Origin of the sequence: Chondromyces crocatus, assembly GCF_001189295.1 — a bacterium.
Taxonomy (GTDB): domain Bacteria; phylum Myxococcota_A; class Polyangia; order Polyangiales; family Polyangiaceae; genus Chondromyces; species Chondromyces crocatus.
In genome coordinates this window covers 3,596,366-3,621,238 of sequence record NZ_CP012159.1, presented here as the reverse complement: position 1 = coordinate 3,621,238, position 24,873 = coordinate 3,596,366, and the positions used below count along the sequence as shown (strand labels likewise).

Here is a 24,873-nt window from a genome sequence, read left to right as displayed (position 1 = left end):
ACCACGCCTCACGCCGCCCCACGGGTGTAGCTCGACCACCTCCCCGTGGTATATGCGGCTCATGTTCCGCTCGCTGCTCATTCCCGTCGATCTCACCCCGAGTGCGGAGCGGGTGCTCGGCCGGGCTGCAATGCTGCCCCTCGCCGACGGCGCCCGGGTGACGCTCGTCCACGTGATCCCCCGATGGCTCCCCACCGACGCGAGCAAGCGCGCCGAGGGCGATGCCCGCAAGGCACTCGCTGCCACGGCCAAGCGCTTTGCCAAGCAGCTCCCGAAAGGCACCGTGGTGGAGCCGGTCGTGAAGGTCGGCTCCCCGGCGGCGGAGATCGCCGCCCATGCCCGCGAGGTCGAGGCCGACCTCATCGTCGTCGGACGGGGCAGCGGCCGCTCCATCCGGGATGCCTTCCTCGGCTCGACGGCGGAGCGGATCGTCCGTGAAGGGCAGCGCCCGGTGCTCGTCGTCCGCCTCTCCCCGCGCGCCTCGTACCGGAAGCCCGCGCTCGCCCTGGAGCTCGACCAGGCGGCCTGCGACGTCATCACCCTGTTGCTCCAGACGCTCCCCTCCCCCTGCCCTCCCGTGGCCGTCGTCCACGCCTACAACGCGCCCTACCAGAACCTGATCTACCCGAGCCTGTCGGAGGAAGAGGGCGCAGGCTACCGCAACCAGTGCCGGCAGCAGGCCATCCAGGGCGTGGCGAAGCTCCTCGCCGCCGCCGTCGACCAGGTGGACGACCCGGAGGCCACCGAGGTCCCCTGGAAGACGTACATCCGCCACGGCTCACCGCGGGACGTCATCCCCAAGGTCGTCGAGACGGCGAACATCGACCTCCTCGTCCTCGGGACCCGCGGCTACGCCGGCATCGCGCACGCCTTCCTGGGCACCGTCGCCGGCGAGGTCCTGCGCGAGGTCGGCTGCGACGTGCTCGTCGTCCCGCCTCGCCAGGACACCTCGGCCAGCGCCTGAAGACCAGCGCCCCGGCGGACGCCTTGCGCGCGGACGGTGGCTTGATCAGCTCTTCGCGGCGGCCAGCACGGTGGCCGCGTGCTCCTTCGGATCCACCTCACGCCACGTCGACTTGATCTTCCCGTCCTTGCCGATGAGGAACGACTGCCGGGACGCGAACACCCCACGCACCGGCACGCCGAACGCGCGCGCGATGGCGCCGTCCTCGTCCACGACGAGCGGGAACGGCAGCTTGTACTTGTCGATGAACGCCGTGTGGCTCTCCGCCCCTTGCGTCGACACCCCGAACACCTCCAGCCCAGCCGCCTGGATGTCGGTCCACCCGTCCCGGAGGCCCTCGGCCTGGACCGTGCAGCCGGGCGTGTCGTCCTTCGGGTAGAAGTAGACCAGCACCTGCTTGCCCGCGAGGCTGGACAGCTTCACCTCCTTGCCGTCATGGAGCTTGAGCGTGACGTCGGGCGCAGGGTCCCCTGCCTTCAGCGTCACGGTGCCGTCACCCTGGCTGCTGTGCGCAGCAGTGGTGGCGCTCGGAGCGGGCGTCGGCGTGCTGGTCTCGTTGCACGCGACCGTGAGGGACGTCAGCGCGAGGAGGAGGGCGAGAGAAGGGCGAACGATCATGGTGGCCATGGTGTCACCGCGCCCCGCCGCGCGACAAGCTCGGTCCGAGCCTGCCGGAGGGCCTGAACCGGACCGTCACGCCCGCTCGAACGGCCCGGGACGTCTCGACGGCCTCGGTCGAGCCGACCCTTCTCCCCTGGACGAAGTGCGTGATTCAGCCGGGGAGCACGGCCTACAGGCGCACGGTGCCTTCCGCCTCGCCGATGCGCTTCACCAGCCACTCGCGGTGCCGACGCTCGTCGGCGAGGTTTCGCTCGAACACCACGCGCATGCGCATCGGCACGTCGTTGCGCTTGAGCGCGCGCTCGTAGGCCGTGTTGGTGTCGTCCTCGTTCGTCTTCATCGCCGCGAGCACCACGCGGTCGCCGATGAGGCCACCGAGCACCACCTTACCCTTCGTCAGCACCTGCTTCAGGTCCCCCTCCTTTGCGGGCTCGCCGCCCAGCTCGCGGACGAAGGGGGACAGGTCGTCGACATGACGTTGATGGTCCTCGAGGAAGCTCGCGAGCTGCGCTCGATCGTTCAGGTTGTCCACACGGCTGATCGCGGCCTTGTAGGCCTCGATGGCATCGAAATCGAGCTCGATGAGATCGTTGAGAAGCTCGATCAGCGTCGCTTCACTGCCAATCATCGTCGCCATGGTCTTCCTCCGTGGAAAGGCACCGAGGCCTCGGATCGGCCCTCTGCTCGGGCCTCCGCGGCGACGGTCGCGTCTCTCCGTGATCGTCGTCTGGTGTCGTCGGTTCAGTGCTTCAGCGCCTACGCAAGAGGGGTGCCCACATCGGGCATCGCCCCTTCCGTGCACAGCGGGAGCGCACGCGATCGACCTGGCGACCTCGGTACGAACGGCGTGGTCTTCTCCAGCTCCCCGGGATGGCGCCGGAACCACGAGGAGAGCAGGAGGATCTCCTCCACCTCGTGCAGCGGCACCGGCGCCGCGTCCGGCTCCCAGGTGCCATAAACCCGCTCTCCCAGCGCCTTCAGGGCCTGGTGGTCCGCCTCCGTGCGCGGCGCGGGCAGCTCTGCGCGGACGCTGCCACGACGGACGAGGTACACCCGGTCTTCGCCCTCGTGGCCCGGCACGGTGTAGAGAAACGACAGCGACTCCAGCGCGAAGCGCAGCCTGTCGAGTTGCCCGCGCAGCATCTCCAGCTGCCGGACCCGATCGCGCAGCGCGGCGGCCCGCTCGTACTCCGCCTGCGCGCTGTGCTCGAGCATCTCGGCCCGGAAGCGCGCGATCGGCCCCTCGCTATGGCCTTCCAGGAACGCGCGCGTGAGCGCCACCCGGTCGCCGTACTCGGCCCGGGAGCAGCCGCCCACGCACGGCCCGAGGCAGCGTCGGATCTCGTAGCGCAGGCACCCGGGCGTCCTCCGACCGAGCGGAAACAGCTCCCGCTGATCGCTGAACACCAGCGGCACATCCTCCGCACAGTCGCGCAGACCCAGCGCGTTCGAGAGCGCGCGGGCGGCGTCGCGGATGCGGCTCCGGCTGGTGAACGGGCCGTAGTAGAAGCTCCCGGTGTCGTGCGCCGATCCCCCCACGACGCGCAGCTTCGGCGCCGCGCCCGAGGTGAGCTGCAGAAAGGCGTAGCGGCGCAGATCGCGCTTCATCGCCACATTGAACCGGGGCCGGAAGCGCTTGATCAGCCGCAGCTCCGCGAGCAGCGCAGCGAACTCGCTCGGGAGGTACTCCCACGAGACCTGGCTCGACTCCTTCAGGATGCGGGCGCCCTTCTCTCGCGGCTCGCAGCGAAAGTAGGCGAGGAGACGGGAGCGCACGCGCTTGGACTTGCCGACGTAGAGCACGTGGCCGTCCTCGTCCGCCATCTGGTAGACGCCAGATCGGTTCTCGGTCCCTGCGCGGACGAGCTCGTGGAGCTGGCTGATCCGCTCCTTGATCTGGGCCGCCTTCGGACGGGGCCGGAGCGGACTCGCGCGCGGCATCGCGCGGCATGTTCATGGACATCCGTACAGCCCGTCAAGCGACGGCGCTCGACCTCTCGCAGCGGTCGTCTCCACCCTCACCATCCGCCTGCGTTCGTCGCGCTCGACATGCTCGGTGTGCCCGCGCGCGTCTCCCCGGCTGCGCGGAGGAGGTCTGTGATACGGGAGAGCCTGGAAACCGAAAGGAGACTGCTCGTGACGCTACCGCGCTCTGCCCGCATCGGTCTCGGTCTCGTCGGCGCCTCGCTCATCGCGGCGTGCGCTTTTCCCGTCGGTGATGACGTCGATGACGTCGGACAGGCCGACGATGCCCTCACGGTCGTCTCCAGCTTCGGCTCGAACCCCGGCAACCTCAGGATGAACGTCTACAGCCCCGCCGGCGTCGCCCCGGGCGCAGCGCTCGTCCTCGCCTTGCATGGCTGCAACCAGACCGCGCAGGACTACGTGAAGGCGGGCTGGAACCAGCTCGCCGACCAGTGGAAATTCCACGTCGTCTACCCCGAGCAGCAGACCGCGAACCACCAGGGGCGCTGCTTCAACTGGTACGACGCCAACGACACCCGGCGCGACGCGGGCGAGATGCTCTCGATGCGCCAGATGGTCGCCACCATGGTCGCGCAGCATGGCGTCGATCCCGCCCGCGTCTTCGTCACCGGCCTCTCGGCGGGCGGCGCCATGGCCAGCTCGCTGCTCGCCAACTACCCCGACGTCTTCGCGGGCGGCGCGATCATGGCGGGCATGCCTCACCGCTGCGCTACCTCCTCGCTCGACGCCTTCTCGTGCATGAGCCCTGGCGTGGATCGCACACCGGCCGCCTGGGGTGACCTCGTCCGCCAGAGCTTCCCTGGCTACAACGGCCCCCGCCCCCGCGTGTCCATCTGGCACGGCACCTCCGACTTCACCGTGGCCGTGCGAAACCTGCAGGAGAGCGTCGATCAGTGGACCAACGTGCACGGCATCGACGCCGTCGCCGACGCCACCTCGACCGTGGGCAACGCCACCCGCACCGAGTACCGCAACGCCGCTGGCGTGACCCTGGTCGAAGCCATCTCGATCCAGGGCATGGGCCATGGAACCGCCGTCGACCCTGGCTTCGCTCCCGCCGGCGGTTGCGGAAGCGCTGGCGCCTTCATCCTCGACGTCGATCTCTGCTCTTCCTACCACGCCGGCCTCTTCTTCGGCCTCGACGCCGGCTCGGGCAGCGGCGCCACCACCTCGAGCAGCTCCAGCAGCTCCACCAGCGCCACCACGTCGAGTTCCTCCAGCGCCACCTCGGGCTCTGGCGGCTCGGGCGGTGCTGGCGGCTCGGGCGGTGCTGGCGGCTCGGGCGGTGCTGGCGGCTCGGGCGGCTCCCCCGCGACCTGCGAGGCCTTCTACGACTCCAACTACAACCACGTCGGCACCGGACGCGCCGTCCGCTGCGGCCTCGGGAACAGCTACGTGTGCGCCCTCGGCTCGAACCAGAACCTCGGCCTCTACACGATGATGTCCACCTGGATCCGGCGCACCGCCCCGAACTACTACGAAGCCGGCCAGTGCCCCTGAGCCGCGCCCCGTCTCCGACCCCCGCTTGACGCCCCCACCGGCCCGGAATTCCCTCGGGCCGATGCCGCCGCACAACCCGCTCGTCGACGATCGCACGGTCGATTTCATCCTCTTCGAGGTGCTCGACGTGAGCGCGCTGCTCGCGCTCCCCGCCTTCCGCGATCACACACCGGACACGCTGCAGCTCTTCCTCGCCGCGACCCGCCGCCTCGCCCGGGAGGTGCTCTACCCCGCGTACAAGCCGATGGACGAAGTGGCCCCTCGCCTCGTCGACGGCAAGGTCCGCGTCCACCCGCTGATGAAGGACCTCTACCCCCGCCTCGTGGAGCTCGGGCTGCTCAACGCCACCCGCCCCGCCGAGGTGGGCGGGCAGCAGCTCCCGTTCACGATCATGACGCTGGCCAGCGCCTATCCCATGGCCGCGAACCTCAGTGCCTACGGCTACCTCGGCCTCACCGCGGGCGCGGCCCGCCTCCTCGAGTCGTTCGGGAGCGACGATCTCAAGGAGCGCTTCATGGCCCCCATGTACAGCGGCGCGTGGACCGGCACCATGGCCCTCACCGAGCCCCAGGCCGGCAGCAGCTTGAGCGACGTCCAGAGCCGCGCCACCCCTGCGGGCGACCATTACCTCATCCGCGGCTCGAAGATCTTCATCTCCGGCGGCGACCACGACATCGCCGACAACATCGTCCACCTCACCCTCGCCCGCATCGACGGCGCGCCACCGGGCATCAAGGGCGTCAGCCTCTTCGCCATCCCCCGCCTGCGACCCGAAGCAGGAGCGCTGGTCCCCAACGACGTGCACGTCGCCGGCGTCATCCACAAGATCGGCTGGCGCGGCCTGCCCAGCCTGGCCTTGAACTACGGCGAGCAGGACGACTGCCACGGCTACCTCGTCGGCGAGCCGAACCGCGGCATCCACTACATGTTCCAGATGATGAACGAGGCGCGCCTCATGGTCGGCATGAACGCCGTCGCCACCGCCTCGGTCGCTTACCACGAGGCCCTCGATTACGCGCGCAATCGCCCGCAGGGACGGCCCCTCACGAACAAGGACCCGCGCTCTCCCCAGGTCCCGATCATCGCCCACGAGGACGTGCGCCGCATGCTCCTCCGGCAGAAGGCCATCGTCGAGGCCGGGCTGCTCCTCCTCGCCGTCACCGCGCGCTACGCCGACCTCGCCGAGTACGCCGAGACCGACGACGAGCGGCGACGCGCCAGGCTGCTCCTCGATCTGCTCACCCCCCTCGCCAAGACCTTCCCGGCCGAGCGAGGCTTCGAGGTGAACGCGCTCGCCGTGCAGGTGCTCGGCGGCTACGGTTACTCCAGCGAGTACCTCCCGGAGGCCTGGCTGCGCGACCAGAAGCTGAACAGCTTGCACGAGGGCACCACCGGCATCCAGAGCCTCGACCTCCTCGCCCGCAAGGTCCCCGCCGAAGGTGGCGCGGCGCTCCGGGCGCTCCTCGAAGAGATCGCCAGCAGCGTCACCGCCGCGAAGCGTGCCGGCATCGCGGACACCTGGTGCACGCGCGTGGAGCAAGCGGCAGCGGAGCTGCGCGACGTGTCCCTGCACCTCTTCGGCGTTGGCCAGAGTGGCGACGTGGAGGCCATGCTCCGGCACAGCGTCGACTACCTGGAGATGATGGCCACCGTGGTCGTCGGCTGGCTGTGGCTCCGGATGGCCACCGCCGCCGAAGCAGGTCTCCACCACCACCCCGAAGACCTCGCCTTCTATCAGGGCAAGCGCTGCGCGGCGCAGTACTGGATCGAAGGCGAGCTGGGCCGGGTCGCTCACTGGGCGGCCCTCTGTCGCTCCGGGGAAGACTCGTACGCGCGCATGCAGAGCGACTGGTTCTGAAGCGCCTTCCCGCTCGCTCTCCAGGCGTTGGCCGACGGCACCTCCCGGCCCCGCCTGACAGGACATGCTGGGTCGCGCGCTCCATGCCGCCAGCATGAGGCCGTCGTCGACTGTCTGGCTCGTGGTGGCTGTGCTGCACGTGGCGAGCTGCGCGCTCGTCTCGGGACTGAGCGATTTCGAGATTGCCACCAGCGAGGGTGACGAGGAAGGTGAGACCACTGCACCACCAGGGGGGAGCGACGGCAGCGGCGGCGCAACCTCCAGCTCGACCGTGACCACCACGGGCGGAGCGACCTCGGGAGACGCGGGGGGAAGCACCAGCGCTGCTGGAGGCAGCGGCGGCACGGGTGGAGAGACACCTGCGCCCGTTTGCGGAGACGGGATCCTCGATGCAGGGGAGTCGTGCGACGACAGCAACGTCACGCCAGGTGATGGCTGTTCCATCGAATGCGCCGTCGAGTCCGGATACACGTGCAGTGGCGAACCCTCCACTTGCAGCGACATCGACGAGTGTGCCCTGGAGACCCTCACGTGCGGCATCAACGCCGAGTGCGTCAATCTTCTCGGCTCGGCTGAATGCTGGTGCGCCGATGGATATCAAGTAGATCCCTGGACCGCCTGCCCGGCCCCCAGCCCGTGCGACGACGGGACCTACACATGTCCGCTGAACCATTATTGCGAAGAGTGGCAAGGCGGTTACCGATGCTGTCCTGAGGGAGGCGGCGGGCAGCGCGTCTGCCTCGAAAACTGACCACGGCAGCTCCGGGCACGTGAGCCCGCAGTCATCGCCTCGACGAGTGACCACGACCTCGACGAGCGACGACGATCTCGACGAGCGGCCAGAAGGGGAACCGGCGCTCGACCGCGCACGACCGACCGCCCGTCCACAAAAATCCGTCCGTGATGCTTTACCCAGGCGTGACGCTGCACGGACAGGCGTGAGACCGTCGAGGTAGCGCCACCGCCGCACGCCTGGCGGAACAGGCCGCATCAACGGTCGACGGCACCTGGTCCCACCCGAAACATGGTCGCATCAACGACCGACGAGGCCTGGTCACGCCCGAAACATGGTCGCATCAACGGCCGACGACACCATGTTTCGAGCGACAACCCCTCGCTCGACACGGACGACACGCAGGTGAACGCCTCCCCGGATCCCGTCCGGCCCGCCTTCGCCTCCGGTCGACCTCCACACCTTCTTCCTGCGCCGGGGACCCCCCCTCGGTGCGAGGCGACCCGAGCTTGCACCCCGGCACCAGCGAGCCCGTTCCTCGTGACGGGGGCTCCGTGACGACCGATGTCGCCAGGATCGCAGGGGAACCAACCTCCATCGCTCGCAGCCATCACCCCGTCACGAGGGTGACCCGACGAAAAAAAAGTTCCCGACGCCTGGTTCACCCTGAAGGTGATGGCTTGTCCAGCATGGGCGGATGCAGCAGGAGCGACCAGGGCCCTCGCGTCCAGAGAATCGTCGGGACTCGGCTCCCCGAAGCGCAGGTCAGGTGAGTTCATCACGCACGGACTGGCATTCGGACCTCTCCGGATCTCGCACCTCCGGACCATCGTGCGTCGAGAAGGAGAACATAACGTACTCGTTATATAACGTCGATTTTATATGACGCGCGCGTCATCTCGTTTTGAACGTCCTGCAGACGCTCTCGCCGCCCCCAGACGCTCTCGCTGCCTCCAGACACTCTCGCCACCCCCAGATGCTCCTTCCCGCGCGGCTACTCCCGCCGTTCGCAGATACGCCCGTCGCGCCCTGACGCTCCCGCTGCTCGCGGACACACCCACCGCTCGCGGACATGCCTGCCGCTCGCGGACATGCCTGCCGCTCGCGGACACGCCCGCTGCTCGCGGACACGCCCGCTGCTCGCGGACACGCCCGCTGCTCGCTGACGCACGAACGGATCGAAGCTCCCTCACGGCACAAAGCGTCATACAGCGCCCCTTGAACACCCCACTTCTGCGCTGCGTCCGTTGCGCTAACGTGCCGGCCCCATCCATGGCGATGTCCGCTTCGACAGGTGATCTCGGGCCCCCTCCCGCGCCGCGCGCGCTCTCCCGGCAGGATGCCAGAACGCTCGCGCTCGCGGCGCTCGGCGGCGCCCTCGAGTTCTACGACTTCATCATCTTCGTCTTCTTCACGTCGGTCATCGGGCAGCTCTTCTTCCCGCCCGACACGCCGGACTGGCTGCGTCAGCTCCAGGCCTTCGGGCTATTCGCGGCAGGCTACCTGGCGCGCCCTCTGGGCGGCATCGTGATGGCCCACTTCGGCGATCGCACCGGCCGCAAGCGGATGTTCACGCTCAGCGTGTTCCTGATGGCGGTGCCAACGCTGCTCATCGGCCTCTTGCCCACGTACGAAACGCTCGGCTACGCGGCACCGCTGTGCCTCCTCGGACTGCGGATCCTGCAAGGAGCTGCGGTGGGGGGCGAGGTGCCCGGGGCGTGGGTGTTCGTCTCCGAGCACGTGCCGGAGCGGCGCATCGGCTTCGCCTGCGGGACGCTCACGGCTGGGCTCACCTTCGGGATCTTGCTGGGATCGCTCATGGCCACCGCCGTCAACAAGGCCTACGACCAGGAAGCGTTGCTGGCGTTCGGCTGGCGCATCCCGTTCCTGATCGGCGGCGTGCTCGGGTTCTTCTCGGTGTTCCTGCGCCGCTGGCTCGCCGAGACGCCGGTGTTCGAGGAGATGCGTCAGCGCCGCGCGCTGGTGAAGGAGCTGCCGCTCAAGGCGGCGCTCCGCGGTCATGGCCTCTCGGTGGCGGTGAGCATGCTGCTCACCTGCGTGCTCACCGCGGGCATCGTGGTCGTCATCCTGATGACGCCGACGTTGCTCCAGAAGCTGTACGGCATCCCCGCCACCGCCGCCCTCGAAGCGAACAGCCTGGCGACCCTGAGCCTCACCATCGGGTGTGTGAGCGCCGGGCTGCTCTCCGACCGCTTCGGCGCCAGCCGGGTGCTGAGCATCGGCATGCTCGCGCAGCTCGGCGCGACCTACCTGCTCTACCGCGGCGCGAGCGCGACGCCGGAGCACCTCCCCCTGCTCTATGTCGTGACGGGGCTGTGCGTCGGTGTCACCGGCGCGATCCCCGGGGTCATGGTGCGCGCCTTTCCGCCGCCGGTCCGGTTCTCCGGGCTCTCGTTCTCCTACAACATGGCCTATGCCCTCTTCGGGGGTCTCACGCCGCTCCTCGTCACCTTGCTGCTGAAGGCCTCGCCGATGGCGCCCGCGCATTACGTGGCCGGGATGTGTGCGCTCGGAAGCCTCATCGCGCTCTTCCTCCCTGCCTTGAGCCGTCGCGCCCAGCACCAAAGTGAGTGAGCCGAGGTGCGTGAGCCGAGGTGCGTGAACGGAACACCGGGCACGACCCACGGTGACCTGCCGCGCCTCGGGCGCGACCCGAGCGCGAAATCGTGGTTCTCGCTGGCGCACGCGGGGACGGGTGCGTGGCACATTGCACTCTCCAGCCCGTCCGACGCGACCAGCAGCCCTCACCACCTGGCTGCTCCGTCTGGACGAGGTGCACATGCGCTCCGTCGGCCCGACGAAGAGAGGGAGAGCCCATGATCGCCGATTTCAACATCACCTCACCCGAGGTCGCCCGTAACCCATATGCCCTGTTCACGGAGATGCGGCGCGCTTCGCCCGTGTGCCGCCTCCAGCCGATCCAGCTCCTGAGCGTGGGCCGCTACCACGACGTGGTGCGCGTGCTGCACGACTCGAAGCGGTTCTCCAACTCCGGCTACAACGCGAGCGTCCCGAAGGAGATGCAGGAGAACAGCACCATGCCGCCGTCGATCGTGCAGGTCGATCCGCCCCGGCACGGACAGCTGCGCGCGCTGGTCACCAAGGCGTTCACCCCGCGCACCGTCGCCCAGCTCGAGCCGAGGATCCGGGAGCTCTCGCGCGAGCTCATCGACGGGCTCCGTGGACAGAGCACCTTCGAGCTGACGTCGGCGATCACCATCCCGCTGCCGATGATCGTCATCGCCGAGCTGCTCGGCGTCGGGCCGGAGCGCCGCGGCGACTTCAAGCGGTGGTCCGACGATTTCGTCAGCACCTTGGCGCTCGTCGAGCCTGGCAACCGGGAGCGGGTGCGGCGCTCGACCGAGGAGTTCTACGGCTACTTCGGCCAGGTGCTGGAGGAGCGGCGCAAGGAGCCGCGCGACGACCTGATCTCCCGGCTCCTCCTCGCCGACGTGGACGGGTCGCGGCTCACGCCCGAGGAGGTGCTCAGCTTCGCCAACACGCTGCTCATCGGCGGCAACGAGACCACGACGAGCCTCATCGGGAACGCGATGGTGGCGCTGACCGACAACCCGGATCAGCTCGCCGAGGTGCAGGAGAACCCGGCGCTGATCCCCGCCTTGATCGAGGAGGTCCTGCGCTTCGAGAGCCCCGCGCAGTGCATCTTCCGGCAGACCACCACGGACGTGGACCTGGACGGCGTGACCATCCCACGAGGGGCCGTCGTCCTCCCCTTGCTGGCCTCGGCGAACCACGACGAGAGCCGCTTCCCCGATCCCGATCGCTTCGACATCCACCGCGACACGAAGGGACAGATCGCCTTCGGGATCGACATCCACTTCTGCATCGGCGCCGCACTCGCACGGCTGGAGGCCAGGGTGCTTCTGGAAGAAATGCTGGGCCGGATGAAGAACATCCAGCGCGCGGAAAAAGACGTTGCCTGGACGCCCTCCTTCTTCATCCGCTCCCCGCAGTCGTTGCCGCTGCGCGCTCGGATCGATTGAAAGGGCATCCCCAGTCCATGACGGCTCCCGCCGATGTTCGACCCGACGTGCGCGCGTCAGGTCCCTCGGCGTGCCCTTTCCGTGACGGGTGGGTCGACGGACTCGTGATAGAAATCACGTTCCATCACGGCTGAATTCCTCGGGACCGTCCCCAGAGATGGCCCGTCAGCAAGCGATGCCCGAAGCCTCCCCGCTCCACGAGTGAAGAATGGAACCGCGCATGTTCGCCGAACTGGATGTCACCTCCCCCGAATTCATCCGTCATCCGTATCCCGGCTACGCCAGGGTGCGGCGCAGCTCGCCGTTATGCCGGATCCAGCCGAATCAGTTTCTGGGCGTCAGCCGCTACCACGACGTGGTGCGGGTGTTGCACGACTCGAAGCGATTCTCGAACTCCGCATACACGACCAGCCGTCCAGCGCAGCGGCAGGGCCTCGACACCATGCCCCCCATGCTCCTGGAGATGGATCCCCCACGACACGGAAAGGTACGCGCGCTGCTCGTTCACGCATTCAGCCCGCGAATCGTCGCGGAGTTCGAGCCCAGGCTCCGACAGCTCACCGACGAGCTGATGGCGACGCTCCACGGCGCGCAGGAGTTCGAGCTGCTCTCGACGCTCGCCGTCCCGCTGCCGATACTCGTCATCGCCGAGCTGCTGGGCATCGGGTCCGAGCGCCGAGACGACTTTCGGCGCTGGTCCGACGACTTCGCCGACGCGCTGTCGATCGGCGCGACCGTGGAGACCGAGCAGCTGCAGCGCTCGACGCAGGAGTTCTACCATTACTTCGGTGAGAGGATGGAGGAGCGGCGCCGAGAGCCACGGGGAGATCTGCTCTCCCTGCTCGTACATGCCGAGGTGGACGGGGAGCGGCTCTCCGCCAGGGAGCTGTTGAGCGCGGTGACCTCGTTGCTGGTCGGGGGTAACGAGACCACGACGAGCCTCGTCGCCAATGCCCTGGTGACGCTGACGGATCACCCCGAGCAGCTCGCAGAGGTGCAAGAGAACCTGGCGCTCATCCCCGCGCTGATCGAGGAGGTGCTGCGCTTCGAGCCTCCAGCGCACTGCCTCTTCCGGCAGACCACCAGAGACGTGGAGGTTGCGGAGATGGTCATCCCCGGTGACACCATCGTTCTCCCGCTGCTGGCCTCGGCCAACCGCGACGCGAGTCACTTCCCCGATCCCGAGCGCTTCGACATTCACCGCGACACGAGGGGGCACCTCGCCTTCGGGCTCAACATCCACTTCTGCCTGGGAGCCGCTCTCGCCCGCATGGAGGCCCGGGTGATGCTGGAAGCGCTGCTGTCACGAACGAAGAACCTGAAACGCGCCGAGCGCGAGGTCGCGTGGTCCTCTTCCTTCTTGATCCGATCGCCACGAAGGCTGGTTCTGCGCGCCCAGATCGGATGAAGAGCAGACGCATCGGCACCGCACTCGCACGGCTGGAGGCCAGGGTGCTCCTGAAGAAAGGCTGGGGCGCCTGAAGAACATTCAGCGCGCGGAAAAAGACGTCGCCTGAGCGCCATCTTTCTTCATCCGCTCACCGCAGTCCCTGGTTCTCCACGCTCAGGTCGACGGAAGCGCAGCTCGGACGCGCAGCGGCGGTCCTGGTCCGTTCTGGGATGGAGAAAAGGGCGCGTCAGATCCACCAGCGCGACGGCTCCCCCGACCTACCTCGCTCGGCGAGGGACGCGTGGTACGTTTTGTTCTCCTGTGCCACCCGAGGTCCTCGGGATGGTCTCCAGAGGCAATCTCACCACGAGTGATACCCGTGAGCCAACGGCGGCACGAGGAAGAATGGAGACGCGCATGTCCACCGGATCAGCCGATTCAGCCGAGTTAGACGTCACCACCCCGGACTTCATCCGTCATCCGTATCCCGGTTACGCGAGAGCACGCCGCACGGCATCGCTATGCCGGATCCTGCCGAATCAGTTCCTGGGCGTGAGCCGCTACCACGACGTGGTGCGCGTGCTGCACGATTCGAAGCGGTTCTCGAACTCCGGGTACACGGCCAGTCGCGCGACGCAGCAGCAGAACCTCGACATCATGCCTCCGAACCTCGTGGAGCTGGACCCTCCTCGACACGGAAAACTGCGCGGACTGATCGTCCGGGCGCTCAGCCCGCGGTCCGTCGCGGAGTTCGAGCCCTGGCTCCGGAAGATCGCCGATGGGCTCCTGGAGTCGCTCCATGGTGCGAGCGAGTTCGAGCTGCTCTCGACGCTCGCCATCCCGCTGCCGATGATCGTCATCGTCGAGATGCTGGGGGTGGGGACGGAGCGCCGGGACGAGTTTCGACGCTGGGTCGACGACTTCGCCGCCGCACACGCGATCGGGTCGACCTTGAAACGCGAGCAGCTACAGCGCTCGACGCAGGCGTTCTGCCATTACTTCAGCGCGCAGCTGGAAGAGCGGCGCCGGGAGCCGCGGGAGGATCTCCTTTCCCAGCTCGTGCACGCGGAGGTGGACGGCGAGCGGGTCACGGCCGAGGAGCTGCTGAGCGTCGTGACGGCGTTACTCATCGGGGGCAACGAGACCACCACGAGCCTCATCGCCAACGCGCTGGTGACGCTGACGGATCACCCCGATCAGCTCGCGGAGGTGCAGGAGAACCCGGCGCTGATCCCGGCGTTCATCGAGGAGGTGCTGCGCTTCGAGAGTCCAGCACACATCGTCTTCCGCCAGACCACCACGGACGTGGAGCTGGACGGCGTGACCATCCCCCGCGGAGCCATGGTGCTTCCCATGCTCGCCTCGGCCAACCGCGACGAGCGCCAGTTCCCGGATCCGGACCGGTTCGACATCCACCGCGACACGAAAGGGCACGTCGCGTTCGGGCTCGACATCCACTTCTGCCCGGGGTCTGCGCTCGCTCGCCTGGAGGCGAGGGTGATGCTGGATGCGCTGCTGTCACGAGCGAAGAACCTGAGACGCCCCGAACGCGAGGTCGCGTGGGCGCCGTCCTTCTTCCTCCGAACGCCGCAGAAGCTCGTGCTGTGCGCCCAGATCGCGTGAGCCATCGACGCGACGACATGCCACAGCCGGTGTCGGCCCTCGACCCGAGAACGCGCTCGTCTGCGCCCGCCGGCGTGGCCTTTCCGTGACGAGCGAGGCGGCGGAACCGTGATAGGGGTCACTCTCCAGCGCCGCTGAGGTCCTCGGGCACATCTCCGAGGCGACACCGTCGGCAAGCGATGCCCGTGAGCCTCCGGCGGCACGAGGAAGAATGGAGACGCGCGTGTTCGCCGAGCTAGACGTCACCTCCCCCGAGTTCATCCGTCATCCGTATCCCAGCTACGCGAGGGCGCGGCGCGCGTCGCCGCTGTGCCGGATCCAGCCGAACCAGTTCCTGGGTGTGAGCCGCTACCACGACGTGGTGCGCGTGCTGCACGACTCGAAGCGGTTCTCGAACTCCGGGTACACGGCGAGTCGCCCGGCGCAGCGGCAGGATCTCGACATCATGCCCCCCATGCTCGTGGAGCTGGATCCTCCTCGGCACGGGAAGGTGCGCGCGCTGATCGTCCGCGCACTGAGCCCGCGGACGGTCGCGGAATTCGAGCCACGGCTCCGGAAGATCACCGACGAGCTGATGGCGTCGCTCCACGGAGAGAGCGAGTTCGAGCTGCTCTCGGCGCTCGCCATCCCGCTGCCGATGATCGTCATCGCCGAGCTGCTGGGCGTCGGGTCGGAGCGTCGGGACGACTTCCGGCGCTGGGCCGACGATTTCGCCGGCGCGCAGGCGATCGGCGCGGCCCTGGAGACCGAGAAGCTGCAGCGCTCGACGCAGGAGTTCTACCACTACTTCGGGGAGCGGATGGAGGAGCGGCGCCGTGAGCCGCGGGGGGATCTGCTCTCTCAGCTCGTGCACGCCGAGGTGGACGGTGAGCGACTCTCGGCCGAGGAGCTGCTGAGCGTGGTGACCGCGCTGCTCATCGGAGGCAACGAGACCACGACGAGCCTCGTGGCCAACACCATCGTGACGCTGACGGATCACCCCGAACAGCTCGCGGAGGTGCAGGAGAACCTGGCGTTGATCCCGGCGCTGGTCGAGGAGGCGCTGCGCTTCGAGCCGCCCGCCCACTGCATCTTCCGGCAGGCCACCACGGACGTGGAGCTGGAGGGGGCCGTCATCCCGCGCGGCACCGTCGTCCTCCCGTTGCTGGCCTCGGCCAACCGCGACGAGAGCCAGTTCCCGGATCCCGATCGCTTCGACATCCACCGCGATACGAAGGGGCACCTCGCGTTCGGGCTCGACATCCACTTCTGCCTGGGAGCCGCTCTGGCCCGCATGGAAGGCCGGGTGATGCTGGAGGCGCTGCTGTCACGAACGAAGAACCTGAAGCGCGCCGAGCGCGATGTGGCGTGGACGCCGTCGTTCTTCATCCGCGCACCGCAGAAGCTGGTGCTGCGGGCTCAGGTCGACTAGCTAACCTGTCGTCATCACACCACTTGTTCCAGCGGAGGCGGGCACCATCGCTTCTCCTTCGACTGCCCGACGACGTCAGGATCGACGGCGCACCACGTCGAAGGGAGCCGAGCATGGGTCACTTTTGAACTATGCTCAGACGTCAGTGAACGCTGCAGTACGGACAGGGTGATGGGCGAGCCGGCGAAAAAACGACCGCAGGTCGCCACGTACGCCGATCTCGAGGCTGTACCTTCGCACCTGGTCGGAGAGATCATCGGGGGCACCCTCTTCATGTCGCCGCGACCCGCCATGCCGCATGCGCTCGCATCCTCGACGCTGGGGATGGTGCTGGGACCCCCATTCCAGCTTGGCGTGGGTGGCCCTGGCGGCTGGTGGCTCCTGTTCGAGCCCGAGCTCCGCCTCGACAGCGATGTGCTCGTTCCGGATCTCGCCGGGTGGCGCCGCGAGCGGATGCCGGATTTCCCGGAGACGGCAGCCACGTCCCTCCCCCCGGACTGGGTCTGCGAGGTCCTCTCGCCGAGCACGGCGACCGACGATCGCTTCGACAAGCTGCCCGTCTATGCCCGCGAGGGCGTGACGTGGGTCTGGCTCATCGATCCCATCAAGCGCACCTTGGAGGTCCACCACCTGGGCCCTCGGAAGCGCTGGGAGGCCGAGCTGCTGGTCAAGGGCGAGGCCGTCGTCCGCGCCGCGCCCTTCGACGCCATCGAGCTGCCTCTCTCCATCCTGTGGAACGGAAAGCTACCGGCGCCTCCTGGCGAGAACGAAAGCTGAAGCGACACGGGCTCACGAGCGCCAGGCACCGAGGCATGCGTCGTCGAGGCGGCCAGAGTCACGGCCTGACCTCCAAGGCTCACTGGATCAGCTGCCAGCGGATGCCCGAGCGCACCTCCATGTGGAGGTGATCGCGGTGCGCCCAGTCGTGGTTGGGCGACAGGATCAGGTTGAACGAGCGGAGCCGGTCCAGCTCGCAGATCACGGACCACCAGACGCGCGCGCCTTCCGTGTCACGCCGCGGCTTGCCAGCCCTGTCGCCGCAGGTACCGACGCCGCGCGTGCCGTGGAAGTCGCGGCGCACCGAGTAGGTCGTCCCATCCGCAAGGACGAGGTTCACGAGGTCGATGGCGCGGCCTCCCGGGTGGCGCTTGCCTGGCTTGACGAAGCCGACGCCTTTGCGCCGGTACATCGAGAAGTACTCGGCGCGCTGCACGTGGTGCGGCGAGAGCACCAGGGCCAGGTCGTCCAGCGCCAGCGCGAGGCGGCAGTCGGCAATGGTGCGGAAGTCCTTCTCGGGCGGGCCCTGCGCCTCCACGGGGACGAAGTGCACGCCGCGCACCGGGCCGGTCAGACGAACCGGGGTGTCCACGCCCTTCGTCGGTGGGGCGACCTCGAAGGGCACGTCGCGCAACGCGAGCAGCGAGAGGCAGTGCTCGCTCTCCATGGCAGCGTAGCGATAAGCGCGCGAAATCACGATGTCGGGTGGCTCGATGGCGAACCGGCTGCCGCCCTTGGCTGGGGCGGGTGCCACGAACGCCAGGGCAGCTCCCGCGAGTCCCATGAGGTACCGTGAGCGGCCACGCGCCGTCATGGGTCGAGTCTACCTCACCGTGACGCAGTGAGCCGCCGCGGGTGGTTCCACCGTGAGCGAACCTGGACGCGCTGCGCCATGGCCCGACCCTGGCGAGGGCACACTGGAGTTGAACGGTGCTCCTCCCTCGTGCTACCGGCCCTGTGGAGTTACACCATGAAGCTGGGAACGCTGCGCGGGCCAGGGCGAGACGGGACGCTGATCGTGGTCCACGAGGACGGGCAGGCGTACACGCCAGCCGGTGCCACGTGGCCGACACTCCAGGCAGCGCTGGACGACTGGGAGCGGGCCGAGCCGGCGCTGCGCAAGCTCTCGGAGGCGCTGAAGCAAGGCACGGTGCAGGCGCAGCCGCTGGACGTCAGCAAGCTGCACGCGCCCTTGCCGCGGGCGTACGAGTGGGTCGACGGGTCGGCGTACATCAACCACATCGTCCTCGTGCGCAAGGCGCGTGGGGCGGAGCCGCCGGAGACGCTGCGCACGGATCCGCTGGTGTACCAGGGTGGCTCGGGTGTTCTGCTCGGGCCGACGGACGACATCCCGCTGCGCGACGAGCAGTGGGGGCTCGACTTCGAGGCGGAGGTCTGCGCCATCCTGGGCGACACGCCGATGGGCACCACGGCCTTGGAGGCAGAGCGCCACATCCGCCTTCTCTGCCTCGCGAACGACGTGACCCTGCGCAACCTGATCCCGAACGAGCTGGCCAAGGGCTTCGGGTTCTTCTGCTCGAAGCCAGCGACGGCGTTCTCGCCGTTCGCCATCACCCCGGACGAGCTGGGCGATGTCTTCAAGGACGGCCGGATCCACCTGCGGCTGCGCTCGACGTACAACGGGGAACTCGCAGGTGACCCCGAGGCCGGGCCGGAGATGCACTTCTCGTTCTTCGACCTGATCGCTCACCTCACGAAGACGCGGTCCTACACGGCGGGCACGATCCTCGGGAGCGGCACGGTGTCCAACGCCGACAGGGCGCGCGGGGTGTCGTGCCTGGCGGAGCGGCGGATGATCGAGACGCTCGACGACGGCAAGCCCACGACGCCGTTCATGCGGGTGGGGGACACGATCGCAATCGAGATGCTCGACGCAGCAGGTCGCAGCCTGTTCGGGCGGATCGAGCAGAAGGTGGTGAAGGCATGAAGCTCCACGGATACTGGCGAAGCTCGGCGACGTGGCGGGTGCGGATCGCGCTCGCGTACAAGGGGATCGAGCACGAGTACATCCCGGTGAACATCATCCGGGATGGGGGAGAGCAGCACCTCGACACCTACGGCGCGGTGAACCCGATGCGGCAGGTGCCCGTCCTGGAGATCGAGGTCGGTGGTGCGCCGCTACGCCTCGCGCAGTCGCTGGCGATCATCGAGTTCCTGGACGAGCGGTTCCCGACGCCGCGGCTCCTCCCCGAGGACCGCTACCTGCGCGCTCGGACGCGCCAGCTCGCGGAGATCATCAACGCAGGGATCCAGCCCTTCCAGAACCTGGGGACGTCGCTCCATCTCCGCGAGGCGTTCGGGGTCGACGACAAGACCTTCTCGCACCGCTACATCGAGCGAGGGCTCGCGGCCTTCCAGGCGGTGGCCGAGGAGACGGCAGGGCGGTACTGCGTCGGCGACGAGGTGAGCATGGCGGATGCCTGCCTCGTGCCTCAGCTCTACGCTTCGCGGCGCTTCGGGGTGGATGTCTCGCCGTACCCCACGCTCCTGCGGATCGAGGAGGCCTGCATGTTGCTCCCCGCCTTCCAGGCGGCGCATCCGGACAGGCAGCCCGACGCACCGAAGCAGTGAACGTGCACGGAGCGCGTCTTGGGCGCCGGAGCGCCACCGCGCTAGAGAAAGAAACACGCCGGGGATGCCCGGAGAGGAGCAATCACGCCATGGCCAAGGTGGAGTCGATCGGGATCAAGCGTCTGGAGTCCATGCACTACTACGTGCGGGATCTGGAGCGGACGCGCAGCTTCTACACGGAGAAGATGGACTTCGCCGAGGTGGCCGCAAGCTCACCCGATCTGGAGGCGAGCGCGAAGCAGCGGTCGATCGCCTTCCAGGCGGGGAACTGTGTGGTGCTCTGCTCGCAGCCGCTCGGTGAAGGCGGACGAGCGTCGCGCTACCTGCGCAAGCACCCGGACGGGGTGGGCACGCTGGTGTTCGAGGTGGAGGACATCGACAAGGCGTTCCGCTTGCTCGACGGCCGTGGTGGGACGCCCATCGACGACATCTACCGGCACGAGGAGGGCGGGGGGCGCTTCGCCTCGTTCTCCATCACCTCGCCGTTTGGCGACACGACGTTCCGCTTCGTGCAGCGCGACGGCTACCGGCCGCTGTTCCCCGGCGCGGTGCACTACGACATCCCGCGCGGTGGCCGGAACATCTTCGGCATCCAGGACTTCGATCACATCACCACGAACTTCCAGACCATGTCGCCGGCGCTGCTCTGGATGGAGCACGTGCTCGGGCTGGAGCGGTTCTGGGAGATCCAGTTCCACACCGAGGACGTGAACAAGGGTTCGGATCACGGCTCGGGGCTGCGCTCGGCCGTGATGTGGGATCCGGCCTCGGGGGTGAAGTTCGCGAACAACGAGCCGTACCGGCCGTTCTTCAAGAGCTCGCAGATCAACATCTTCAACGAGGAGCACCGCGGCGATGGCGTGCAGCACGCGGCCGTCACCGTGACCGACATCCTCAGCGCGGTGCGCGGGATGCGGGAGCGCGGCGTGCAGTTCATGCCGACCCCCGGGTCGTACTACGACGCGATGCCGAACCGGCTGAAGCAGCTCGGCATCGAGAGCATCGACGAGGAGATCAGCCTGCTGCGCGATCTGGAGATCCTCGTGGACGGTGACGCGAAGCACTCGTACCTGCTCCAGATCTTCCTCAAGGAGTCGGCCGGCACCCACGGTGATCCGACGGCGGGGCCGTTCTTCTACGAGATCATCCAGCGCAAGGGCGACCGCGGCTTCGGCGGCGGGAATTTCCGGGCGCTGTTCGAGAGCATCGAGCGGCAGCAGAAGAACGAAGGCAAGGTCGCGTGATCGAGCGGGTGGCCCGGGGGGCCCTTCCGCGCAAGCACCACATCGCCTTCCGGGGTGAGGACGGGGCCTTGCGCTGGGAGGAGTGCCTGACCCGCAAGGGGTTCGACGGTCTCTACACGATCGCCTACCACGAGCGCCGTCCGCACGAGCACCGGGTCGCGCCAGTCGAGCACGGGTTCACCCTGCCTCGCGCGGCGGATCCGGCGCCTCTTGCCAAGCGACACTTCCGGAGCCTCGATGTGCCGACCCGCTCGGGTCCGCAGATCGACGTGCGGGAGCCGCTGCTCTTCAACGAAGACGTGGTCCTCGGCATCGCCCGTCCGGACCAGGCCGACCCGCTGTATTACGCCAACGCCGACGCCGACGAGGTGTTCTTCGTCTTTCAAGGCGGCGGGGTGATCCGGACCATGCTCGGGGATCTCCGGTTCGAGCAGGACGATTACGTGGTGATTCCCAAGGGTCTCTTCTACCGGGCCATCCCGGACGAGGGCCCCCAGGTGTGGTTGACGGTCGAGGCGCTCGGAGGCGTCCACATCCCGACCCAGTGGCGCAACGAGGCGGGGCAGCTCCGGATGGACGCGCCGTACTCGCACCGTGATTTCCGGCTTCCGACGTTCACCGGACCGCTCGACGAGGGGCTGCGCGACATGCTCGTGAAGCGAGGGAACGCCTTCCACGGCTTCACCGTCGCGCACTCCCCGCTCGACGTGGTCGGCTGGGACGGCGCGGTGTATCCGTTCGCGTTCCCGATCCTCAACTTCCAGCCGCGCGCAGGGCTGGTGCACCTGCCGCCCGACTGGCACGGGACGTTCGCCGCACGGGGTGCACTGATCTGCAGCTTCGTTCCGCGCGTGGTCGACTTCCACCCGGAAGCGATTCCCTGTCCTTATCCGCACTCGTCCGTGGATTGCGATGAGGTGCTCTTCTATTGCCGGGGCAACTTCACCTCGCGCCGGGGCGTCGGTCCCGGGAGCATCTCGTACCATCCCACGGGCATCCCGCACGGGCCGCACCCCGGGGCGTACGAGGCCAGCGTGGGCGCGCCGCGCACCGATGAGCTGGCCGTGATGATGGACACCTTGCGACCGCTGACGCCCACGCCAGCCGCCGCCGGTGTCGAGGATCGGGGCTACCAGGACAGCTTCATCAGCTGAATTCGAGCGCAGGTGCGCGCGTCGCGGCCCCAGCGCTCGAGGCCGCGCCGCTACCCTGCTGACGTGGGGCGTGATACGAAGGCAGCGCGCCCATGTCGCTGCCTCGCCTCATCACCATCCCCTTCAGTCATTACTGTGAGAAAGCGCGCTGGGCGCTGGAGTATGCGGGCGTTGCATTCACGGAGGAGGCGTACCTCCCGCCGTTCCATGCGCCCGTGTCGCTCCGCGCGGGTGGTACGCGCCAGGTGCCGCTGCTCATCGAGGACGATGGTGTCTTCCCCGACTCCACAGCAATCATGCAGTGGGCGAGCCGGAAGGCGACACCGGAACGGGGCCTCTACGGCGACACCGAGGCCGAGCGCCGGGAAATCGAGGCCTTCGAGGCTCAGCTCGACAAGGACCTCGGCCCGCACACGCGACGGTTGGTCTACTTTCACCTGCTCCGCAACACGGGCCTCTTGATGAAGCTCGCGTCGCCAGGCGCCCAGCCCTGGCAGCTCGTCAGTTTCACCGTGATGTTGCCGCTGCTCCGCGTGGTGCTGCGCAAGAGCCTCGACATCACGCCAGCCAGCACCGAGCGCTCGCTCACCAAGATCGGTACGACGTTCGCACGGGTGGGTGAGCGGCTCCTCGACGGCAGGCCCTTCCTGGTGGGCACGCGGCTGAGCGCCGCGGATCTCACCTTCGCCAGCTTGGCGGCGCCGGTCCTCTTTCCATCGCGCTATGGGGCTCGCCTGCCCTCCGTGGATGCGCTGCCTTCCGAGCTGCGCGCCCGGGTGCAAGCCTGGCGAGAGCACCCTGCCGGGCGCTGGGCTCTGGGCATCTACGAGCAGTACCGCAACACCTGAGGCGACACACTCGTCCGTGGCTCGGGAGCGGCCCAGCGTCGTGCCCGCACGGGCGACACAGGAAGCGCGGCGCGTCGGAGTGGGTGCAGTCGAGGGGCGCGTACCGTGCAGCTGGCGCGCGTTCTACTCGTCGTCGGGCTCCACGGTCAGGCGCAGCGGCATGCCACACTCGCGAGCGTACTCGAGCACCTGAACGGCCTTCGTCTCGGCAATATCCTTGGTGTAGACGCCGGCAACACCGCGTCCATTCTGATGCACGATGAGCATGAACGCCGTCGCGTGGGTCTCGGACATGTGGAAAAAGGTCGTGAGCACTTCGACCACGAACCATTTGGTCGTGTAGTCGTCGTTGTGAAAGACGACCTGGTAACGCTTGGCGCGCTCGACCTTGCGCTCACGCTCGACGGCGACGTCACCTTCCTCGCCATGGTCCCCGTGCCTATGCTCGCTCGCCATATCCTGCTCCCTATTCTACCACCACCCGCTGTTCGTTCGCCAAGGCGCCCAGCCAGCGTCGGCGCTGCAGCGGACCGTGCACCCGGTGGACTCGTCGCGGTCGGGACAGGTCATCTGGGATGCATGACTCATGGCGATGATCTCGCGTGGAATCCGCTCGTCGTCCACGCTCATCAGCGTCCGTAGAGGTGTATCGCTCATGCCGGATACGACGCTCGTCTCACGCTGGCTCGGTTCGTCGTCCACGCTCCTCTACAGGGTCGGTAGAGGTGTATCGCTCATGCCAGATACGACGCTCGTCTCACGCTGGCTCGGCTCGTCGCCCACGCACCTCTACAGGGTCGTAGAGGTGTATCGCTCATGCCGGATACGAAGATCGCGTCGCAGGCACGAGGCGCGACGGGTCACGTCATCGCGTGCGTCGCTTGACCTTCGCGCGAAGCCCGGCTTGGCTTGGCATCATGGATCCGCTCGCTCCCATCGCTGGCCTCTCCATCGAGCAGTACGCCGAGATTTGTGCAGAGATCACTGACGCTCCTCATGATCCCGAGCGGGTAGCCCAGGCCCTCGCGCCGCGCGGCATCGCGCGCGCAGACTGGGACGCGGCACGCTCGGGCTGGACGAGCCGGCTGAGGGACCTCTCCCTGAATGGCGCGGTGGCCTTGCGGTACCAGCCTGCGTACCACGCGGCGCTCTCGAACAGGCGCGGCCCGGCGCCGCAGATCGGCCTCGATGACTACGCAGCCGTCTGCGGAGAGGCGATGGCGTCAGGGCTGACGGTCACGTTGCTCCGGGTCGGGATCGATGCGCTGCGATGGTCTCAGATGGCATTCCACTGGAACTCGCGGCTCGTACAGGAGCCCGCGCTGGTGGCTCCCTTCCTGGCCATGATGGAGCAAGAGGCGGCTCGGCTCGCTTCGGGCGGAGCCCCGCGGAGCGCCCCCCTCCAGAAGCCCTCCACCGCGACCCCATCGCCTGCGCCTTCCGGAGCGCCGTTCGTGTCCGCCTCTCCCGTCACATCAGGTTCGCCGGACGCGTCGGGTCCACCCGCCACGCCAGCTCCCCCGGTCGCGCTGGCTTCGCCAGAAGCATCCGGTCCACCCGTCGTGTCCGCCTCCCCCGTCATCCCCGCTTCGCCGGTCACATCAGGGTCACCGCTCACGCCGGTCTCGCCCATCACACCGGCGTCACCCATCGCACCAACGTCACCCGTCGCACCAACGTCACCCGTCGCACCAACGTCACCCGTCGCACCAACGTCACCCGTCGCACCGGCTTCGCCTGGAGCATCGGCCTCGCACCTGGCTCCACCTGGACGGGCGCCCATGGCTGGCGCGTACGCATCACCGCCTCCTGGTGCGATCCCCTTCGCCTCTCCCTCGTCGCCACAGGCTCCCCAGACGCCACAGGCTCCCCCGACGCCGCAAGCTCCCCAGTCCTTCGAGCAGAAGGCTGGCCAGGCCGTGCAGTCGGTCGGGAACGCGCTGGTCTCGGGCTTCAAGGAGCTGGGAACGGCGTTCGACTCATTCACTCGAACGGCACCCCGGATCGGCAGCGCGGTCCTCGTCGTCTGGTCCGATGGCAAGCACTACCCGGGGACGGTCGCGCAGCTCGGCTCAGGGAGCTACCTCGTCACGATGCGGGATGGTCGTCAGCACTGGATCCCCGAGGGCTACGTCAAGCCGGCATGA

The 24,873-nt window shown here is 68.2% G+C and carries 22 protein-coding genes; 16 read left to right on the top strand and 6 right to left on the bottom strand.

All coding sequences use genetic code 11. From position 1 onward, the window contains the following. The first annotated feature begins 61 nt into the window (after positions 1-61). A complete protein-coding gene (locus tag CMC5_RS13535; protein WP_169796534.1) occupies positions 62-964 on the top strand; it encodes a universal stress protein in 903 nt (300 codons plus the stop codon). Between the two features lie 45 nt (positions 965-1,009). Here the strand turns inward: CMC5_RS13535 and CMC5_RS13530 are convergent, their stop codons facing one another. The 3 genes from CMC5_RS13530 to CMC5_RS13520 all read right to left on the bottom strand — a co-directional run bounded on the left by CMC5_RS13530 (position 1,010) and on the right by CMC5_RS13520 (position 3,526). Next, positions 1,010-1,582: a peroxiredoxin gene (locus tag CMC5_RS13530; RefSeq protein WP_218920260.1), complete on the bottom strand. Its 573-nt coding sequence runs from the start codon at positions 1,580-1,582 to the stop codon at positions 1,010-1,012. A 172-nt stretch (positions 1,583-1,754) separates the two neighbouring features. Beyond that, positions 1,755-2,222: a PA2169 family four-helix-bundle protein gene (locus CMC5_RS13525; protein WP_050430802.1), complete on the bottom strand. Its 468-nt coding sequence runs from the start codon at positions 2,220-2,222 to the stop codon at positions 1,755-1,757. 119 nt (positions 2,223-2,341) lie between these two features. Beyond that, a complete protein-coding gene (locus CMC5_RS13520; RefSeq protein ID WP_050430801.1) occupies positions 2,342-3,526 on the bottom strand; it encodes a GIY-YIG nuclease family protein in 1,185 nt (394 codons plus the stop codon). A 195-nt stretch (positions 3,527-3,721) separates the two neighbouring features. On the opposite strand from CMC5_RS13520, the gene CMC5_RS13515 reads away from it, so the two are divergent. The 9 genes from CMC5_RS13515 (at position 3,722) to CMC5_RS13475 (ending at position 16,888) form a co-directional block, all read left to right on the top strand. After that, complete coding sequence (locus CMC5_RS13515; RefSeq protein ID WP_050430800.1) at positions 3,722-5,071, top strand: extracellular catalytic domain type 1 short-chain-length polyhydroxyalkanoate depolymerase; 1,350 nt, start codon at positions 3,722-3,724, stop codon at positions 5,069-5,071. A gap of 61 nt (positions 5,072-5,132) precedes the next feature. Beyond that, a complete protein-coding gene (locus tag CMC5_RS13510; protein WP_050430799.1) occupies positions 5,133-6,929 on the top strand; it encodes an acyl-CoA dehydrogenase in 1,797 nt (598 codons plus the stop codon). Positions 6,930-7,023: 94 nt separating this feature from the next. Further along, positions 7,024-7,680 (top strand): hypothetical protein, encoded by a 657-nt coding sequence (locus CMC5_RS13505; RefSeq protein WP_245678426.1) that lies wholly within the window; start codon positions 7,024-7,026, stop codon positions 7,678-7,680. Positions 7,681-8,934: 1,254 nt separating this feature from the next. After that, positions 8,935-10,257: an MFS transporter gene (locus CMC5_RS13500; protein WP_156338552.1), complete on the top strand. Its 1,323-nt coding sequence runs from the start codon at positions 8,935-8,937 to the stop codon at positions 10,255-10,257. 242 nt (positions 10,258-10,499) lie between these two features. After that, on the top strand, positions 10,500-11,687 hold the full coding sequence (locus tag CMC5_RS13495; protein ID WP_050430797.1) for a cytochrome P450: 1,188 nt from the start codon (positions 10,500-10,502) through the stop codon (positions 11,685-11,687). A gap of 220 nt (positions 11,688-11,907) precedes the next feature. Further along, complete coding sequence (locus tag CMC5_RS13490; RefSeq protein WP_050430796.1) at positions 11,908-13,095, top strand: cytochrome P450; 1,188 nt, start codon at positions 11,908-11,910, stop codon at positions 13,093-13,095. Positions 13,096-13,494: 399 nt separating this feature from the next. Further along, positions 13,495-14,700: a cytochrome P450 gene (locus tag CMC5_RS13485; RefSeq protein WP_063796554.1), complete on the top strand. Its 1,206-nt coding sequence runs from the start codon at positions 13,495-13,497 to the stop codon at positions 14,698-14,700. 223 nt (positions 14,701-14,923) lie between these two features. Next, positions 14,924-16,111, top strand: a complete 1,188-nt coding sequence (locus tag CMC5_RS13480) for a cytochrome P450 (RefSeq protein ID WP_169796533.1) — start codon at positions 14,924-14,926, stop codon at positions 16,109-16,111. A gap of 171 nt (positions 16,112-16,282) precedes the next feature. Further along, entirely contained in the window at positions 16,283-16,888 is a 606-nt protein-coding gene (locus tag CMC5_RS13475; RefSeq protein ID WP_050430793.1) for a Uma2 family endonuclease, read from the top strand. A gap of 79 nt (positions 16,889-16,967) precedes the next feature. Here the strand turns inward: CMC5_RS13475 and CMC5_RS13470 are convergent, their stop codons facing one another. After that, positions 16,968-17,702 carry an extensin family protein gene (locus CMC5_RS13470; protein ID WP_050430792.1) on the bottom strand — a complete coding sequence of 245 codons (735 nt, stop codon included), beginning with the start codon at positions 17,700-17,702 and terminating at the stop codon, positions 16,968-16,970. A gap of 156 nt (positions 17,703-17,858) precedes the next feature. Between CMC5_RS13470 and CMC5_RS13465 the strand changes: the two genes are divergently transcribed. From CMC5_RS13465 to CMC5_RS13445, 5 genes are all read left to right on the top strand, one after another. Next, positions 17,859-18,836, top strand: coding sequence for a fumarylacetoacetate hydrolase family protein (locus tag CMC5_RS13465; protein WP_050430791.1), 978 nt, complete (start codon positions 17,859-17,861; stop codon positions 18,834-18,836). After that, entirely contained in the window at positions 18,833-19,480 is a 648-nt protein-coding gene (gene maiA / locus CMC5_RS13460; RefSeq protein WP_050430790.1) for a maleylacetoacetate isomerase, read from the top strand. Before CMC5_RS13465 ends, maiA begins: the two co-directional genes overlap by 4 nt. Before the next feature lie 89 nt (positions 19,481-19,569). Continuing rightward, positions 19,570-20,724, top strand: coding sequence for a 4-hydroxyphenylpyruvate dioxygenase family protein (locus CMC5_RS13455; RefSeq protein WP_050430789.1), 1,155 nt, complete (start codon positions 19,570-19,572; stop codon positions 20,722-20,724). Continuing rightward, on the top strand, positions 20,721-21,878 hold the full coding sequence (locus tag CMC5_RS13450) for a homogentisate 1,2-dioxygenase (protein WP_050430788.1): 1,158 nt from the start codon (positions 20,721-20,723) through the stop codon (positions 21,876-21,878). Before CMC5_RS13455 ends, CMC5_RS13450 begins: the two co-directional genes overlap by 4 nt. Positions 21,879-21,970: 92 nt before the next feature. Beyond that, complete coding sequence (locus CMC5_RS13445) at positions 21,971-22,726, top strand: glutathione S-transferase family protein (protein WP_050430787.1); 756 nt, start codon at positions 21,971-21,973, stop codon at positions 22,724-22,726. A 123-nt stretch (positions 22,727-22,849) separates the two neighbouring features. Here CMC5_RS13445 and CMC5_RS13440 read toward each other — a convergent pair whose 3' ends face one another. Next, the gene (locus CMC5_RS13440) at positions 22,850-23,182 is read right to left on the bottom strand and encodes an ATP-dependent Clp protease adaptor ClpS (RefSeq protein WP_050430786.1); all 333 of its coding nucleotides are present in this window, start codon (positions 23,180-23,182) and stop codon (positions 22,850-22,852) included. 820 nt (positions 23,183-24,002) lie between these two features. Then, positions 24,003-24,377, bottom strand: a complete 375-nt coding sequence (locus CMC5_RS13425) for a hypothetical protein (RefSeq protein ID WP_156338551.1) — start codon at positions 24,375-24,377, stop codon at positions 24,003-24,005. Positions 24,378-24,507: 130 nt separating this feature from the next. On the opposite strand from CMC5_RS13425, the gene CMC5_RS13420 reads away from it, so the two are divergent. Beyond that, a complete protein-coding gene (locus CMC5_RS13420) occupies positions 24,508-24,873 on the top strand; it encodes a tudor domain-containing protein (RefSeq protein ID WP_050430782.1) in 366 nt (121 codons plus the stop codon).

Excerpts from the sequence above, each read along its gene's own strand:
- CMC5_RS13535 (WP_169796534.1), top strand. The coding sequence starts at position 62 with ATGTTCCGCTCGCTGCTCATTCCCGTCGATCTCACCCCGAGTGCGGAG.
- CMC5_RS13530 (WP_218920260.1), bottom strand. The coding sequence starts at position 1,582 with ATGATCGTTCGCCCTTCTCTCGCCCTCCTCCTCGCGCTGACGTCCCTC.
- CMC5_RS13525 (WP_050430802.1), bottom strand. The coding sequence starts at position 2,222 with ATGGCGACGATGATTGGCAGTGAAGCGACGCTGATCGAGCTTCTCAAC.
- CMC5_RS13520 (WP_050430801.1), bottom strand. The coding sequence starts at position 3,526 with ATGCCGCGCGCGAGTCCGCTCCGGCCCCGTCCGAAGGCGGCCCAGATC.
- CMC5_RS13510 (WP_050430799.1), top strand. The coding sequence starts at position 5,133 with ATGCCGCCGCACAACCCGCTCGTCGACGATCGCACGGTCGATTTCATC.
- CMC5_RS13505 (WP_245678426.1), top strand. The coding sequence starts at position 7,024 with ATGAGGCCGTCGTCGACTGTCTGGCTCGTGGTGGCTGTGCTGCACGTG.
- CMC5_RS13500 (WP_156338552.1), top strand. The coding sequence starts at position 8,935 with ATGGCGATGTCCGCTTCGACAGGTGATCTCGGGCCCCCTCCCGCGCCG.
- CMC5_RS13495 (WP_050430797.1), top strand. The coding sequence starts at position 10,500 with ATGATCGCCGATTTCAACATCACCTCACCCGAGGTCGCCCGTAACCCA.
- CMC5_RS13490 (WP_050430796.1), top strand. The coding sequence starts at position 11,908 with ATGTTCGCCGAACTGGATGTCACCTCCCCCGAATTCATCCGTCATCCG.
- CMC5_RS13485 (WP_063796554.1), top strand. The coding sequence starts at position 13,495 with ATGTCCACCGGATCAGCCGATTCAGCCGAGTTAGACGTCACCACCCCG.
- CMC5_RS13475 (WP_050430793.1), top strand. The coding sequence starts at position 16,283 with ATGGGCGAGCCGGCGAAAAAACGACCGCAGGTCGCCACGTACGCCGAT.
- CMC5_RS13470 (WP_050430792.1), bottom strand. The coding sequence starts at position 17,702 with ATGACGGCGCGTGGCCGCTCACGGTACCTCATGGGACTCGCGGGAGCT.
- CMC5_RS13465 (WP_050430791.1), top strand. The coding sequence starts at position 17,859 with ATGAAGCTGGGAACGCTGCGCGGGCCAGGGCGAGACGGGACGCTGATC.
- maiA (WP_050430790.1), top strand. The coding sequence starts at position 18,833 with ATGAAGCTCCACGGATACTGGCGAAGCTCGGCGACGTGGCGGGTGCGG.
- CMC5_RS13455 (WP_050430789.1), top strand. The coding sequence starts at position 19,570 with ATGGCCAAGGTGGAGTCGATCGGGATCAAGCGTCTGGAGTCCATGCAC.
- CMC5_RS13445 (WP_050430787.1), top strand. The coding sequence starts at position 21,971 with ATGTCGCTGCCTCGCCTCATCACCATCCCCTTCAGTCATTACTGTGAG.
- CMC5_RS13440 (WP_050430786.1), bottom strand. The coding sequence starts at position 23,182 with ATGGCGAGCGAGCATAGGCACGGGGACCATGGCGAGGAAGGTGACGTC.
- CMC5_RS13425 (WP_156338551.1), bottom strand. The coding sequence starts at position 24,377 with ATGGGTGACGCCGGTGTGATGGGCGAGACCGGCGTGAGCGGTGACCCT.
- CMC5_RS13420 (WP_050430782.1), top strand. The coding sequence starts at position 24,508 with ATGGCTGGCGCGTACGCATCACCGCCTCCTGGTGCGATCCCCTTCGCC.